This window comes from Micromonospora sp. CP22 (assembly GCF_009712475.1).
In the GTDB taxonomy this organism is placed as follows: domain Bacteria; phylum Actinomycetota; class Actinomycetes; order Mycobacteriales; family Micromonosporaceae; genus Micromonospora.
The window spans coordinates 71,057-85,540 of record NZ_VCJO01000018.1; the positions used below are offsets into that span (position 1 = coordinate 71,057).

10 protein-coding genes and 1 pseudogene are annotated in these 14,484 nt (G+C 70.3%); 6 read left to right on the forward strand and 5 right to left on the reverse strand.

Going from position 1 to position 14,484, the window contains the following annotated elements; all coding sequences use genetic code 11:
* Window positions 1–90: 90 nt before the first annotated feature.
* A complete protein-coding gene (locus tag FF096_RS22505) occupies window positions 91–1,521 on the reverse strand; it encodes a hypothetical protein (RefSeq protein WP_309223778.1) in 1,431 nt (476 codons plus the stop codon).
* Window positions 1,522–1,807: 286 nt separating this feature from the next.
* Here FF096_RS22505 and FF096_RS22510 point away from each other — a divergent pair, with 286 nt between their 5' ends.
* The 4 genes from FF096_RS22510 to FF096_RS22525 all read left to right on the forward strand — a co-directional run bounded on the left by FF096_RS22510 (window position 1,808) and on the right by FF096_RS22525 (window position 7,686).
* Complete coding sequence (locus FF096_RS22510; protein WP_155221536.1) at window positions 1,808–4,483, forward strand: LuxR C-terminal-related transcriptional regulator; 2,676 nt, start codon at window positions 1,808–1,810, stop codon at window positions 4,481–4,483.
* Window positions 4,484–4,499: 16 nt separating this feature from the next.
* Window positions 4,500–5,786: a nicotinate phosphoribosyltransferase gene (locus FF096_RS22515; RefSeq protein WP_309223779.1), complete on the forward strand. Its 1,287-nt coding sequence runs from the start codon at window positions 4,500–4,502 to the stop codon at window positions 5,784–5,786.
* Window positions 5,787–5,800: 14 nt separating this feature from the next.
* On the forward strand, window positions 5,801–6,382 hold the full coding sequence (locus FF096_RS22520; protein WP_309223780.1) for an isochorismatase family protein: 582 nt from the start codon (window positions 5,801–5,803) through the stop codon (window positions 6,380–6,382).
* A 71-nt stretch (window positions 6,383–6,453) separates the two neighbouring features.
* Window positions 6,454–7,686 (forward strand): MFS transporter, encoded by a 1,233-nt coding sequence (locus tag FF096_RS22525; protein WP_155221563.1) that lies wholly within the window; start codon window positions 6,454–6,456, stop codon window positions 7,684–7,686.
* Window positions 7,687–8,289: 603 nt separating this feature from the next.
* Here the strand turns inward: FF096_RS22525 and ctaD are convergent.
* Window positions 8,290–10,047: a cytochrome c oxidase subunit I gene (ctaD, locus tag FF096_RS22530; RefSeq protein ID WP_309223781.1), complete on the reverse strand. Its 1,758-nt coding sequence runs from the start codon at window positions 10,045–10,047 to the stop codon at window positions 8,290–8,292.
* Window positions 10,048–10,165: 118 nt separating this feature from the next.
* Window positions 10,166–11,272 carry an FAD-dependent monooxygenase gene (locus FF096_RS22535; RefSeq protein WP_155221537.1) on the reverse strand — a complete coding sequence of 369 codons (1,107 nt, stop codon included), beginning with the start codon at window positions 11,270–11,272 and terminating at the stop codon, window positions 10,166–10,168.
* 347 nt (window positions 11,273–11,619) lie between these two features.
* On the opposite strand from FF096_RS22535, the gene FF096_RS22540 reads away from it, so the two are divergent.
* Entirely contained in the window at window positions 11,620–12,741 is a 1,122-nt protein-coding gene (locus FF096_RS22540) for a cellulose binding domain-containing protein (RefSeq protein WP_155221538.1), read from the forward strand.
* A 278-nt stretch (window positions 12,742–13,019) separates the two neighbouring features.
* A pseudogene (locus tag FF096_RS22545) lies at window positions 13,020–13,428 on the forward strand (transposase family protein); the annotation flags it as partial.
* Window positions 13,429–13,502: 74 nt separating this feature from the next.
* Here the strand turns inward: FF096_RS22545 and FF096_RS22550 are convergent.
* The gene (locus FF096_RS22550) at window positions 13,503–14,024 is read right to left on the reverse strand and encodes a GNAT family N-acetyltransferase (RefSeq protein ID WP_309223782.1); all 522 of its coding nucleotides are present in this window, start codon (window positions 14,022–14,024) and stop codon (window positions 13,503–13,505) included.
* Complete coding sequence (locus FF096_RS22555; RefSeq protein WP_155221539.1) at window positions 14,021–14,308, reverse strand: DUF1778 domain-containing protein; 288 nt, start codon at window positions 14,306–14,308, stop codon at window positions 14,021–14,023. Before FF096_RS22555 ends, FF096_RS22550 begins: the two co-directional genes overlap by 4 nt.
* Between the last annotated feature and the right edge of the window lie 176 nt (window positions 14,309–14,484).

Below are 14,484 nucleotides of genomic sequence, written 5' to 3' on the forward strand. Positions count from 1 at the left end.
CCCACGGCCGCGTCACCGGCACGACTGGTCGCGTCCCGGGCACGGATCGATGCCCCACCGGCGTTACCGGCGGGGTCGGCGGCGGCCCGGTCAGGCGAGCAGGATGCCGTGTTCGGCAGCATCAGACAGCACCGCGCTCAGCGAGACGCGCAGCGCCTCGAACCGGCGGGCGACCTCCCGCGACAGCTCCAACTCGATCTCCCGCAACGCCCGCTGCGCCCAGGCCCGCGCCGCGCTTGGGTCGTTGTTGCCCGGCGCACGCCAGTGCTGCCAACAGCCGCCCGACAACGCCACAGCCACCGGCGGGAGCACCGCCGAACGGGGCGCCCCGGGATAGGCGGACAGCATGTCGATCGCCTCCGCGCCGTTCAGTGACGCCACACCCGCCGAGTTGGTGACGAGGAACGCCCGCGCCAACTCCTGCGCGTTCGCCTCGTCCACCAGGCCCCAGCGGACCGCCTTGTCGATCCGTCGGCGGACCCCCTCGGGCAACGGCGTGCCGAAGAGCCGCCCGGCGGCCTCGTCGACGAGTTCGCCGGCATGGTGATCGCACTGCGCGGTGGCCAGCAGGGACAGCGCCGCCATCTCCCGGTCGAGCAGTTGCGGCAGGCCGGCGCAGCCGACCCCGAAGACGATCTCCTGCACCACACGCATGTGCATGTTCGCCAGTTCCAGGGCGAGGTGTTGCCGGATCCGCCGCGCGGCCGTACGGACCTGCCGGTCGAGCTGTTCCGACCATTCCTCCGGCGCGGCCAGCACCGGCACCCGGCCACGCTCGCCCGGCAGCTCGGGTGGCTCAAGACTGCCCCGGCGCAGTGCCTCGTCGGAGGCCCAGTTCGCCAGGGTCCGCCGCACCTCGGCCGCACCGCCGGTGGCCAATGGGAACCAGCGGGCGTCGGCCAGCCCGGGCACGGCGGCGAGCAGCGCGGCCCGGTGCGCCTCGACGGTGACCGTGACCGGATCAACCGCCGGGCCACCGGACTCCCCCGATCCCCGCACCGCCACCGTGCCCTCACCGGCCGCCCAGCCGTCGACGCCCGGCGTGACCGCGAAGAACACCTCCACCGGTGTCCCGGCGATGTCGGACAGCAGATCCAACTCCGCGGCGCCGAACGACTGGTCCGCCGCGATCACGAACAGCAGAGCGCCGGCCCGGCCCACCGCGTCGAGCAGGACCCCGCACCCGGCTGATCCGAGCGTGTCGATGTCCGGCGTGTTGACGAGCACCAGCCGTCTCGCCAAGGGCTGCGGCAGGCTCAGCTCGACCCGGCGCGGCGGCCGGGCCAGCGCCGGCCCCGCCGTCGGGAGATCGGGTCGGTACGCGTGCGGCGTGCGGTAGCCGGGCACGTAGGCGGCCCGGGTGGGGGTGGCGCTGTGTCGCACCACCAGCCAGCTACCGTCGGGCACGGCGAGCATTCCGGAGTCGATTTCCAGGAGCGTGGCGAGCACGGCGCTCCGCCCGGCGTTGGCCGGACCGGCCGCGACCACCGCGATCGGCTCCTGAGCGTCGGTGGCCGACACGCCGAGCCGCTCCGGAAAGGGCCGTCGAGCAGGTCGCCCTGCCGGATCATCGGGCGTACCGAGGCGGTGGAGTGGGCCCGGCTTCATCAGTCGGCGGCCTCCGAGGCAGGGCGACCGGCGGACCGGCCGCAGTGAACATCCGGTGACGACACTCGGATTCCGGAAGAGTAAGGGTGCGAGCGTCAGGAACGGGACAATTGCGATACTCACGGGTAACTCAGCGACTACTCAACTTCACCGGCGCGCGCCACCGTGCGGACGGTAGTCGCATCGATATGCTGCGCGAATGAGTCGGTGGAGCTTCGTGGGCCGGGCTGAGCAACTCGACCGTCTCCGGGTGGCGGTGGCCGGTGTTCACGGCCGGGGAATCCTCTTCACCGGCAGCGCTGGCATCGGCAAGAGCCGCCTACTCCACGAGGGTGTCGACGCGCTGCCCGGTGATGACTACGCGGTCTGGCGCATCGCGGCCAGCGCCACCACGTCCGCGATGGCCTTCGGCGGGCTGATCCAGGTGCTGCCGGAGCAACCCCAGGGCCTGTCCCCGGCCGGCATCCTGCGGTGGGCCCTCGACGTGTTGCAACACCAGGCCGCCGGCCGGCGGATCGTCCTCGCGGTCGACGACGCGCACCTGCTCGATCCACCGTCGGCCGCACTGGTGCATCTGGTGGCCCGGACGGAGAACGCCTCAGTGGTCGGCACCCTGCGCGACGGGGAGCAGATCCCGCTGCCGATCCGGGCACTGTGGACAGACGGGCTGGTCGAACGGGCCGAGCTGGGTCCGATGACACCGGACGAGACGGCGGCCATGCTCAACGCCATCGTCGGCGGCCAGGTGGACAGCGGCTCCACCGACCGACTGGGCCGACTCAGCGCCGGCAACCCCCTGCTGCTGCGCGAGCTGGTGCACGCCGCCACCAACAGTGGCGAACTCGTCGAGAAGTACGGCGTCTGGACCTGGACGGGACGGCTGGAACTGGCGCCCAGCCTGACCGAGCTGATCGACATCCGGATCGGTCAGCTCACCCCCGGGGTGCGGGCCGTGGTCGAGCTGGTCGCGTTCGGCGAGCCGCTCGGTCTGCGGCTGCTGCACCAGGCCGTCGAACAGCACGACGTGGAGTACGCCGAGGAGCGTGGACTGATCACCATGGTGGAGTCCGACCGGCGGCTCGACGTCCGGCTGGCCCATCCGCTCTACGGCGAGGTGGTACGCCGACAGTGCCCGGTGAGCCGGACCCGCCGGTTGCAGGCGAACCTGGCGGACCTGCTGGACAAGGTCGGCAAGCGGCGGCGGGAGGATCTGCTGCGGGTGGCGAGGTGGCGGCTGGCCTCTGGCACCGCACAGGACCCGACGATGCTGATCGCGGCGGCCGGTGAGGCGTTCGCACGGTACGACGTACCCCTGGCGACCCGGCTGGCCCGCGCGGCGCTCGACGCCGGTGGCGGGTTCGACGCCGCCGAGTTGCTGGCGACCATCCTGATGTTCGCCGACCGGCCCGCCGAGGCGCTCGGCGTGCTCGACGCCGTCGCCACCGACGCCGGCCAGGAGGAACGGCTCAGTCGGTGGCTGACGGTGCGGGGCATGGTCAGCTACTGGGGGCTGAGCCAGGCGTCCACTGTGGAGGAGATTGCCGACGAGGGCACGAAACTGACCGACGCCGCCGCGCAGGCCCGGGTCCGTGCCTTCGAGGCGATCATGCGGCTGCATCGGCTGGAGGCCCCGGCCGCGCTCCGGCTCGCACAGGGCGTGCTGGACCGGCCGGCGGCCAGTGTCGCCGCTCGCGAGCTGGCCCGCTGCACCATCGCGCACCTACAGGCCGTCCAGGGGCAACTGAGCCGCAGCGCCGCCGCGGTGGACCTGGTGCAGGCGAAGGCGGCCAATTGGCGGGCGGACATGCCGTACCTCCAACTGGCGGTGGAGTTGGCCCGGGGCACCCGGCTGGCCCTCTCCGGCGACCTCGTCGGCATCGACGCGTTGGTCGCCGACGAGTTCGCCGACCTCGCCGACGCGGGAGACTTCCGGCTCGGCACCGGCTACCTGGCGATCCTGCGCGCGTACGCGGCCCGGCTGCGCGGACGCAGCGACACCGCGTTGCAGGCCGCGCTCAGTGCCTGCGCGGTCCTCGCGACCAGTCGGGTCTACGCGGGGCTGGCCCAGGCGGAGCGGGCGCAGGCCGCCGCGCTGCGCGGAGACGCCCGGCAGGCCGCCGAGGCGATCGCCGAGGCCGACCGCCTCCACTCCCCGAGCATGGCCGTGCTGTACCCGTGGCTGGAGCAGGCCCGGGTGGCGGCGCTGGCGGCCGGCGGTGACCTACCGACGGCGGTGAGCCGACTGCACAGTCTGGCGGATCGGCTACGCGCTGACGGCTTCGCCGGGCACGAGACCCTGGTGCTGCACGACCTGGTCCGGCTCGGTCAGGCTGCGGCGCAGACCGGGCCGAGGTGTTCCGATGGCACCCGCCGTACCATCGCGCAGCGGTTGACGGAGCTGTCCGAGCAGGTCGACGGGGAGTTGCCGCCCCTGCTGGCCCGGCATGCGCGGGCGTCGGCCGATGCCGCGCCGGAAGGGCTACTCACCGCCGCCGACGGTTTCGCCGAGCGCGGGCTCGATCTGCTGGCCGCCGAGGCCGCCGCCGAAGCGGTGCACCTGTTGCGGCAGCGCCGCTCGCCCGAGGTCGCCCACGCCCGGCAACGACTCGGCGCCTTCCTCGCCTGCTGTGACATGGTGCACACTCCGGCGCTCCAGGCGGCCACTCCCACGTTGACCGACCGGGAGTGGGAGGTGGCTCGGCTCGCGGCGGACGGCAGTACCAGTCGCGCCATCGCTGAGCAGCTCTTTCTCTCCGCTCGCACGGTGGAGAACCACCTACAGCGGGTGTACAGCAAGCTCGGGGTGACCAGCCGGGCGGAGCTGCGGGTGGCGCTCGGCACGATCCCGGGGCACGACGGCACGACGACGACGTGAACCCTAGTCTGAGGGGGTGCACACCCTTGGTCCCGCGCTGCTGACCGACCACTACGAGCTGACCATGGTCAACGCCGCCCTGCGGGACGGCACGGCCGACCGCCGCTGCGTCTTCGAGGTGTTCAGCCGGCGGCTGCCCCCGGGCCGCCGGTACGGCGTGGTCGCCGGCACCGCCCGTCTGATCGAGCTGATCCGTGAGTTCCGCTTCGACCCGGCCGACATCGAGTTCCTGCGCCGCACCGGCGTGGTGGACGATCCGGCCGCCGACTGGCTGGCCCGCTACCGGTTCACCGGCGAGATCGACGGGTACGCCGAGGGTGAACTCTTCTTCCCCGGTTCGCCGATCCTGACCGTGTCCGGCGGCTTCGCCGAGTGCGTGGTGCTGGAGACGCTGGTGCTGTCGGTGCTCAACCACGACTGTGCGGTGGCCGCCGCGGCGGCGCGGATGGTCACCGCCGCACGCGGGCGGGCGTTGATCGAGATGGGGTCGCGGCGGGCGCACGAAGAGGCGGCGGTGGCGGCGGCGCGGGCGGCCTACCTGGCCGGTTTCCGGTTCACCTCCAACCTGGCGGCGGGCCGCCGGTACGGCATCCCCACCGCAGGCACCGCCGCACACGCCTTCACCCTGCTGCACGACGACGAGCGGGCCGCGTTCGCCTCTCAGGTCGCCACGCTGGGCAAGGACACCACGTTGCTGGTCGACACGTACGACATCAGCCAGGGCATCCGTAACGCGATCGCGGTGGCCGGGCCGGAACTGCGGGCGGTCCGGATCGACTCCGGCGACCTGGCCGTGATCGCCCAGCAGTCCCGACAGTTGCTGGACTCGCTCGGTGCCACCGAAACGAAGATCATCGTCTCCGGTGACCTCGACGAGTACGCCATCGCGTCGTTGGCCGCCGAGCCGGTGGACATGTACGGCGCCGGCACCGCCGTGGTGACCGGCTCCGGCGCACCCACCGCCGGCCTGGTCTACAAGCTGGTCGAGGTGGAGGGCCGCCCGGTGGTCAAGCGGTCCGAGCACAAGGCCACCATCGGCGGCCGCAAGGTCGCCGTTCGTCGGCACAAGCCGACCGGTACCGCCACCGAGGAGATCATCGTCCCGCAGGGGGTCCCGGACCACCGGCCCAACGACCGCCTGCTGCAACGGTCGTACGTCGTGGCCGGCGAGCCGGTGAGCCTGCCGACGCTCGACGAGTCGCGGGAACATCTGCGACAGTGCCTCATCTCGATCCCGTGGGAGGGGCTGAAGCTTTCCGCGGGCGACCCGGCCATCCCGGTCACCGTGGTACCCGCCGAGTGAGAGGAGTGGGGTCGGTGAGCAACGCGCTGATCATCGTGGACGTGCAGAACGACTTCTGTGAGGGCGGCTCGTTGGCCGTGGCCGGCGGGGCGGGCGTCGCCGCCGGCATCTCCCGACTGCTGGCCGCCGAGCCGGACCGTTGGGAGCACGTCGTCGCGACGAAGGACTACCACGTCGACCCGGGCACGCATTTCTCCGACTCGCCGGATTTCGTGAGCACCTGGCCCCGGCACTGCGTGGTCGACACCCCGGGTTCCGAGTTCCACCCGGAGTTGGCCACCGACCGGATCGAGGCGATCTTCCTCAAGGGCGAGTACTCCGCCGCGTACTCCGGGTTCGAGGGGCACACCGGGAACGGCGAAGGTCTTGCCGACTGGCTGCGGCGGCACGGCGTGGATCGGGTGGACGTGGTCGGTATCGCCACCGACCACTGCGTACGGGCCACTGCCCTGGACGCCGCCCGGGAGGGCTTCGACACCACCGTCCTGCTCGACCTGACGGCGGCTGTCGCCCCGGACACCACCGACATCGCGCTGCGCGCCTTCGACGGTGCCGGGATCGCCACAATCGGCGCCCCTGTGATCAAAGCCGCATGAGGCGTTAATCCGTTGGCAGCCGTCATGCCGCCGGTCAAGGATGTCCGGCGGAGGTACGGACCGACGTGAACATGAAGCCTTACCGGGAGGCGCTCGCCCTGCCCGGTTTGCGGTCGCTGCTGCTGGTGGCGGTGTTGGCCCGGGTGCCGTTGACCGCCACCGGCGTCACGCTGACGTTCTACGTCGTACAGGACCTCGGGCGCGGCTACGGTGCGGCGGGCCTGGTCGGCGCGGCGATCACCGTCGGCGCGGCGGTCGGCGGCCCGTTGCTCGGCCGCCTGGTGGACCGTCGCGGCTTGCGGCCGGTGCTGGTGCTGACCGCCGTGGCGGAGGCCGTCTTCTGGTCCAGCGCGCCGATGTTGTCGTACTACCTGCTGTTGCCGGCCGCGTTCCTGGCCGGCCTGCTGGCGCTGCCGATCTTCTCGGTGATCCGGCAGTCCATCGCCGCGCTGGTCCCGGCGGAGAAGCGCCGACCCGCGTACGCCCTGGACTCCATGTCGGTCGAGCTGTCGTTCATGATCGGTCCCGCCCTGGCCACGGTGGGTGTCACCACCATCTCCGCCCGCCTCACGCTCTACCTCGTCGGTGCCGGCATCGTCGCCGCCGGGGTGGTGTTGTGGCTGCTCAACCCACCGGTACGCAGCGCCGCCGAGGAGTCGACGGGACCACAGCCACGGATCGCCCGGCGACAGTGGCTCACCTCGCGACTGGTGGCGGTGTTCGCCGTCAGCGCTGCGGCGACCCTCGTGCTCGGCGGCACCGACGTGGCGGTCATCGCGGTGCTGCGGGAGAACGGCGACGTCGGTTTCACCGGCGCGGTGCTCTCCATCTGGGCGGTGGCGTCACTGGTCGGCGGCTTCACGTACGGCGCGGTGCACCGCTCGTTCTCCCCGGTGACGCTGATGGCCGCGCTGAGCCTGTGCACCATCCCGGTGGGGCTCGGCGGGGCACACTGGTGGCTACTCTGCCTCGCGCTGATTCCGGCCGGTCTACTCTGCGCGCCCACCATCGCGGCCACCTCCGACGCGGTCAGCCGCCTGGCCCCGGCCAACGTACGCGGCGAGGCGATGGGTATGCACGGCTCGGCGGTCACCGTCGGCATCGCGGTCGGCGCTCCGCTGGCCGGTGCGGTCATCGACGCCACCGCACCGCTGTGGGGGTTCGCGGTCACCGGCGCGATCGGTGCCCTGGTGGCCCTGGCGGTGCTGCCGAGCGAACTTCGCCACCGGCGCTCGGACGCCTCTGCCACCGCCCCGAGCGACGCCGACCGCGACACGCCACCGCTCGCCCCAACCCCCTCCTGACCTCACCCATGGGCCCGGCGGGTCTTCCTCGTCGCGGATCCGACCGACCCCCCGCCCCCGCCCCCGCGCGCCGCGCGGACAGCGGACAGCGGACAGGGATCTTCCACCTCGCCTACCCGCCATCCGATCCACCGCCTCGTGAGCCCAGCCCAGGCCAGGCCAGCCCAGGCCAGGTCAGGCCGGGCCAGGTCAGGCCGGGCCAGGTCAGGCCGGGCCAGGTCAGGCCGGGCCACCACGAAGCGTGACATCTACTCCACCTCACCATCTCCCAAGCGCTCGCTTTGCTCTGCTTACACGGACGCACAGAAATTACGCACCGTGTTCACATGGTCGACGGCCCACCCTCGCGCTGACGCGTCTGAGCAGGTAGATCGCTTGTGCGTGGGTTGAAGCAGAGCAAAGGATGGCAAGGGACAACAGGCAGGCAGCCGGGGATTGTCACCCAGAGTTATGTTCACCGCGACCAGGAGACCGCTACCGAGGGTGAGGGCGAGGAGCGCCGCCGCTTGGCGGGCAGCGGGGCGGCAACACAGGCGGGGACGGAAATGCGGACGGGCGCCGACCCCTGGTGGGGGATCGGCGCCCGTCGTACGGCGCTGTTGGTCAGTTGCGGTCGATGTCGCTGGCTACGTCCTCGGTGTAGCTGGCACCGCCGTCGGACTCCTTGGTCAGCGGCTTGGCACCACCCTCGGGCGGACCGGCCAGCGTCTGCCCGGCGGCCAGCTCCGGGAACTTGTGGTCGAAGGCGGGCCGCTCCGAGCGGATCCGGGGCATCCGGTCGAAGTTGCGCAGCGGCGGCGGCGAACTGGTCGCCCACTCCAGCGAGTTGCCGTGACCCCACGGGTCGTCCACCTCGACCACCGGGCCGGCCTTGTAGGACTTCCAGCAGTTGTAGATGAACGGCAGCGTCGAGATACCGGTGATGAAGGCACCGATCGTGGAGATCATGTTCAGCGTGGTGAAGCCGTCGCCGGGCAGGTAGTCCGCGTACCGGCGGGGCATGCCCTCGTTACCCAGCCAGTGCTGGATGAGGAACGTGGTGTGGAAGCCGATCATGGTCAGCCAGAAGTGAATCTTGCCGAGCCGCTCGTCGAGCATCCGGCCGAACATCTTCGGGAACCAGAAGTAGATGCCGGCGAACACCGCGAACACGATCGTGCCGAAGAGCACGTAGTGGAAGTGCGCCACCACGAAGTACGAGTCGTGCAGGTGGAAGTCCAGCGGCGGCGCGGCCAGCAGCACCCCGGTCAGACCACCGAAGAGGAAGGTGACCAGGAAGCCGACGGACCAGAGCATCGGCGTCTCGAAACTGATCTGCCCCCGCCACATGGTGCCGATCCAGTTGAAGAACTTCATGCCGGTCGGCACGGCGATCAGGTAGCTCAGGAAGCTGAAGAACGGCAGCAGCACCTGACCGGTGGCGAACATGTGGTGCGCCCAGACGCTCATCGACAGACCGGCGATGGCGATGGTGGCGGCGACCAGACCCTTGTAGCCGAAGATCGGCTTGCGGGAGAAGACCGGGATGATCTCGCTGACGATGCCGAAGAACGGCAGCGCGATGATGTAGACCTCGGGGTGGCCGAAGAACCAGAACAGGTGCTGCCAGAGCATCGGCCCGCCGGTCTCCGGGCTGTAGACCTGTGCACCGAGTAGCCGGTCGGCGGCCAGCGCGAACAGCGCGGCGGCCAGCAGCGGGAAGACCAGGATCACCAAGAGGCTGGTGACCAGCATGTTCCAGGTGAAGATCGGCATCCGGAACATGGTCATGCCCGGCGCGCGCAGGGTCAGGATCGTGGTGATCAGGTTGACCGCGCCGAGGATGGTGCCCAGACCGGAGACGGCCAGGCCGACCACCCACAGGTTGCCGCCGACGCCCGGGGCGTGCTCGCTGGTGCTCAGCGGGGTGTACGCGGTCCAGCCGAAGTCCGCCGCGCCACCCGGGGTGAGGAAGCCGGCGGTGGCCATGGTGCCACCGAACAGGTACAGCCAGTAGGCGAAGCTGTTCAGGCGCGGGAAGGAGACATCCGGAGCGCCGATCTGGATGGGCACGACGTAGTTGCCGAACGCGAACACGATGGGCGTCGCGAAGAACAGCAGCATGATCGTGCCGTGCATCGTGAACAGCTGGTTGTACTGCTCGGGCGACAGGAACTGCAGCCCGGGCCGGGCCAGCTCGGCCCGCATGATCAGGGCCATCAGACCACCGATCATGAAGAACACGAACGCGGTGACCATGTACATGATCCCGATTTGCTTCGCGTCCGTGGTCCGCAGCAGCCGCGCGATGGCCGACCCCTTGACCGGCTCCCGGACCGGCCAGGGCCGGGTCACGACCGGCTTGGGTGCGACGGTGGTCACGAGTGGCCTCCGGTTCTGGGTTGTCCCGCTCGGCACGCGCTGTATCGGCGGGCCGTCATCCGCAAGGAGGATAGTCCCCGGCAGGTGAGAGCACCGCGTGGGGTAGCCCGGAGGTGGATCACAGCGGGCCGAGGAGCAGCCGGTAGTGCTCGCCGAAGATGCGGTCGCCGCGTCCGCGCAGCAACGGGTCGCGCAGCGCGGGCGGCACGTCGCGGGTGCGGTTGCGGTCCCGGGTCCGGTCCTGCACCCATCGGGTACGCGGCCGACGGCGACTCTCGTACGCGGTCAGCGCCGCGTCGACGCTGCCTGCCGCGTGCAACGACTCGGCCAGCACCACGGCGTCCTCCAGGGCCATCGCCGCCCCCTGGGACAGGGTCGGGGCGGTGGCGTGGGCGGCGTCGCCGATCAGGAGCACCCGGCCGCGGTACCAGCGCCCGAGTTCGACCTCGTCGGTGGTGGTGGCGTACACCCCGTCGAGTGCGTCGAGCACCTCCGGCACCGGTCCGCCGTACTCACCGAACAGCTCGCGTAGCCGGGCCAGCGGGTCGGCCGGGAGGTCGGTGCCGGCTTCGTCGGCGTAGCAGTGCAGACGCCCGGCGCCGATCGGCACCATGAGGAAGCCGCAGCGTTGCCCGAGCAGCGCGGTCCACTCGTCGACCGCCGGGCCATCGCGTACCACGCTGCGATAGACCACCTGCCCGGCAGGACGCGGTGGGCCACCGAGGGCGGCCAGCGTCCGGATCGAGGAACGCGGCCCGTCGGCCCCGATCACCAGGTCGTACTCGGTCTGGGTGCCGTCGACGAAGGTGACGCCGACGGTGGAGGGCAGCAGCTCGATGGTGCGTACCTCCGCGCCGTGCCGGACCGCACCGCCGGCACCGCTGAGCAGCACCCGGTGCAGGTCGGAGCGGGCCAGCGCGCGGCACTCGCCGACCTCGGCCCAGAGAGCGTCGAGGTCGACCTCGCACAGCGGCGCTCCGGTCGAGTCGAGGAACCGCTGCCGGTGGATGACCTTGCCGTACGGGCGGACCGGGCCGTCGAGGTCCAGCCGACGCAGCGCGCGGGCCGCGTTGCCAGGTAGGTACAGGCCGACATCGGTGAGATCGTGCGGCGGGGCCTTGTCGGTGAGGTCCGGCCGAAAGCCCGCCAGGCGCAGCGCACGGGCCACGGCGAGCCCGGCGATGCCCGCGCCGACGACGAGAATGCGCAGGGGGGAGCCACGCATGGGGTTGTACGCCTCCGGAGGGGTTCGGCACGCGTTGAAGGCAAGAGACTACTCGGCGCAATCGGCACACACCAGAGGCAACCGGCCCACCCCCGACATCCCTCGGCATTGTCGTATCCGCCCGTCGGCGGCGGTGTCCAGCCGGCCGGAGCGGGCCGGATGTCTGATGGTGGCGTCCGTGACAGTCGTCGCATTTACCGCCTATCACCCTCACCGGTTGCGCTGATTGTTTCAAGGATGTAAATGTGACGATGAGCGTGGGAGCGCTCCCGGAGGTTGTGAACGCTCCCAACGCTTCATCCGCATCCAACGAGGCGTCCGGGCGACGCCGCAGCGCTAGGAGCATCATGAGACGTACCTTGCGGGCCACCATGGCCATCGGGCTGGTGGCCGCCAGCTCGATCGTCGCCGTGGCCCTCGGCGGCACCGCCTCCGCCGACACCCAGATCTGTGAGCAGTACGGCTCGACCGTCATCCAGAACCGTTACGTGGTGCAGAACAACCGCTGGGGCACCACCGCCCAGCAGTGCATCAACGTCACCAACAACGGCTTCGAGATCATTACCCAGAACGGCAGCAGCCCGACCAACGGCGCCCCCACTGCGTACCCGTCGGTCTTCTTCGGCTGCCACTACACCAACTGCTCCCCCGGCACCAACCTGCCGATCCAGGTCAGCCAGATCAGCAGCGCGACCAGCAGCATCAACTACCGGTACGTGAGCAACGGCATCTACAACGCCTCGTACGACATCTGGCTCGACCCGTCACCGAAGCGGGACGGCGTGAACCAGATGGAGATCATGATCTGGTTCAACCGGCAGGGCCCGATCCAGCCGATCGGCTCGCCGGTTGGCAACGCTAACATCGACGGGCGCAACTGGGAGGTGTGGCGGGGCAGCAACGGCTCTAACAACGTCATCTCCTACGTCGCCTCGTCGACCATCAGCAGCGCCAACCTGAACCTGCTGGCGTTCATCAACGACACCCGCAACCGCGGCGCGATCACCAACTCCTGGTACCTGACCAGCATCCAGGCCGGCTTCGAGCCCTGGCAGGGTGGCGTCGGTCTGGCCGTGACGAACTTCTCGGCCACGGTCAACGGCGGCGGCAACAACAACCCGCCGCCCACCACGCCCCCGCCCTCGGGCAACAGCTCCTGCGCGGTGAAGTACACCGCCAACTCGTGGAACAACGGCTTCACCGCCGACGTGCAGATCACCAACACCGGTTCCAGCACGATCAACGGCTGGACGCTGGCCTACTCGCTGCCCTCCGGGCAGCAGGTGACAAACGCCTGGAACGCCACGGTGAACCAGAGTGGATCGTCGGTGACCGCCCGCAACGTCGACCACAACGGCACGATCTCCCCCGGCGGCACCGCCAGCTTCGGCTACCAGGGCACGCTGAACGGGTCGTACTCCAACCCCACCAGCTTCACCCTCAACGGCACCGCCTGCTCCCGCTCCTGACCAGGATGTGACGGGGGTGCGGCGACCGCCGCACCCCCGTCACAAGGCGCGCTAACCGGGCTCGTCCGGGCTGCCTCACCAACGACCCTGTCTCACATTCGGTGGTGACGGAGCGTGCTGGCCGAAACTCCCGAGCCCGCCAGACGCAGCCACAAATGAGCCTTTTCCAACCTGATTAGCTGCGGCGCGGTGTTGATGGGCCGAGGATCGATGAGGACGAGGCTCCAGGTAAGACAGCTGTCGACCAAGATCAGACGCCCCGGCCGGGAGCCTCGCTTGTGCTGCCTTTCACGATCTCGTTGTCCCAGCCGGACCCTGAACCACCTCACCGACCGCATCCGCAGCCGCCGCAAGCAGCATCGATCGCGCTGGCGGCGCCTCGATCCGGGGCGACAGGAGCTGCTCGTTCTCGCTGACCTGCGCAACGGCGATACCGACACCCGTCTGGCCGCCGGGTTCGCTGTCGGTGTCCCCGCTGCCTGGCGCTACGTGCAGGAAGCGGTCGCGGTGCTCGCGGCAGCGGCCGACGACCCGGCCACGGCCATGCGGCGGATCCGGCTGCCGGCATACGCGATCTGCGACGGCACACTGATCCCGATCGACCGCGTCGCCGACCAATAGCCCTACTACTCCGGAAAGCATCAACGGCACGGGGTGAACGTTCAGGTCATCGCCGATACGGCCGGCTGGATAGCGGTTCGGGCTGCCGGGCGGTGTTGACGGCAACGTGTACAGACCGCCACGCCCGAACGGCACGCGTGTTACTCAGCGAGAGCCCGGCGGAGGTCCTTCATCAACAGCAGCAGGTGCATCGGGTCGGTGGGGCTCGACTCGAACTTGGCCAGGCGTAGGTAGAAGTCTCGGGCGGCGTCGGTTTCGCAGTGGATGAGCACCGCGCGCACGCCGATGACCTCGGCGGCAGCCGCTATGCGCCGCAGCGCGTCGACAACCAGGGCACGTCCGAGACCCGCACCCTGGACGCTGCGGTCGACGCCGAGCCGGGTCAGGATCACCACGGGCTGGTGGTAGCGACCGGCACCCTGCCGCAGCCGCGGGGACGCGTCAGCCGGGGCGACACTCCCGGCAGCGAGGGCGTAGTAGCCGATCACCCGGCGATCCGGGTGATCGGTGTCGGCAACGACGTACACGCGAGACAGGCCAGCTCGGTGCGCCTGCAGGGCATGCTCGGCAAGCCAGACGGACTGGGCCGGCGAGCCGCAGTCGAAGCCTGTCACCACGTGCATGGCCGACAACGGCTCGACCGACGAGAAACGCAAGCTCACCGGCGCGCCTCGCCAGGGTTGTCTAGAACCGTCGGTCCGGCCAGTAGGTCACGCAGGCCGGCAACATCCTGGGCCGGCCGCTCAAGCGCCTCGTCGAACACCCGCCACGCGTCCTCGTCCAGCAGAAACGCCCGCCGGTCAGCCAGCACATCAGCAGCCGCGTCGGTAGCCGCCTTCAGCACGAACGTCGACACACTCGCGCCGGCGGCCTCGCTGGCCGCCTCCAGCAGCGCCTTCTGCTCGGCATCCACCCGCAGGTGCAGCCGCTCCGCCTTCGCACTCATGACCCGAGTGTACGCACATCGTACGCCATAGCGAAGAGCAGGGACCTAGCTTGATCTTTAACCTGTGCGGCGTGGCCGGGGATTGGTCGATTTCTTCTGGGAAGAGGTTGTCTTCCCGGTCGCGCTGCTGGTGACGATATGGACGTCGTGGCGGCGGGTGGGGTGGCGGTTGGGTC

Coding starts and splice junctions, on each gene's coding strand:
- FF096_RS22525 (WP_155221563.1), top strand. CDS start 6,454: ATGAAGCCTTACCGGGAGGCGCTCGCCCTGCCCGGTTTGCGGTCGCTG.
- FF096_RS22555 (WP_155221539.1), bottom strand. CDS start 14,308: ATGAGTGCGAAGGCGGAGCGGCTGCACCTGCGGGTGGATGCCGAGCAG.
- FF096_RS22510 (WP_155221536.1), top strand. CDS start 1,808: ATGAGTCGGTGGAGCTTCGTGGGCCGGGCTGAGCAACTCGACCGTCTC.
- FF096_RS22540 (WP_155221538.1), top strand. CDS start 11,620: ATGAGACGTACCTTGCGGGCCACCATGGCCATCGGGCTGGTGGCCGCC.
- FF096_RS22535 (WP_155221537.1), bottom strand. CDS start 11,272: ATGCGTGGCTCCCCCCTGCGCATTCTCGTCGTCGGCGCGGGCATCGCC.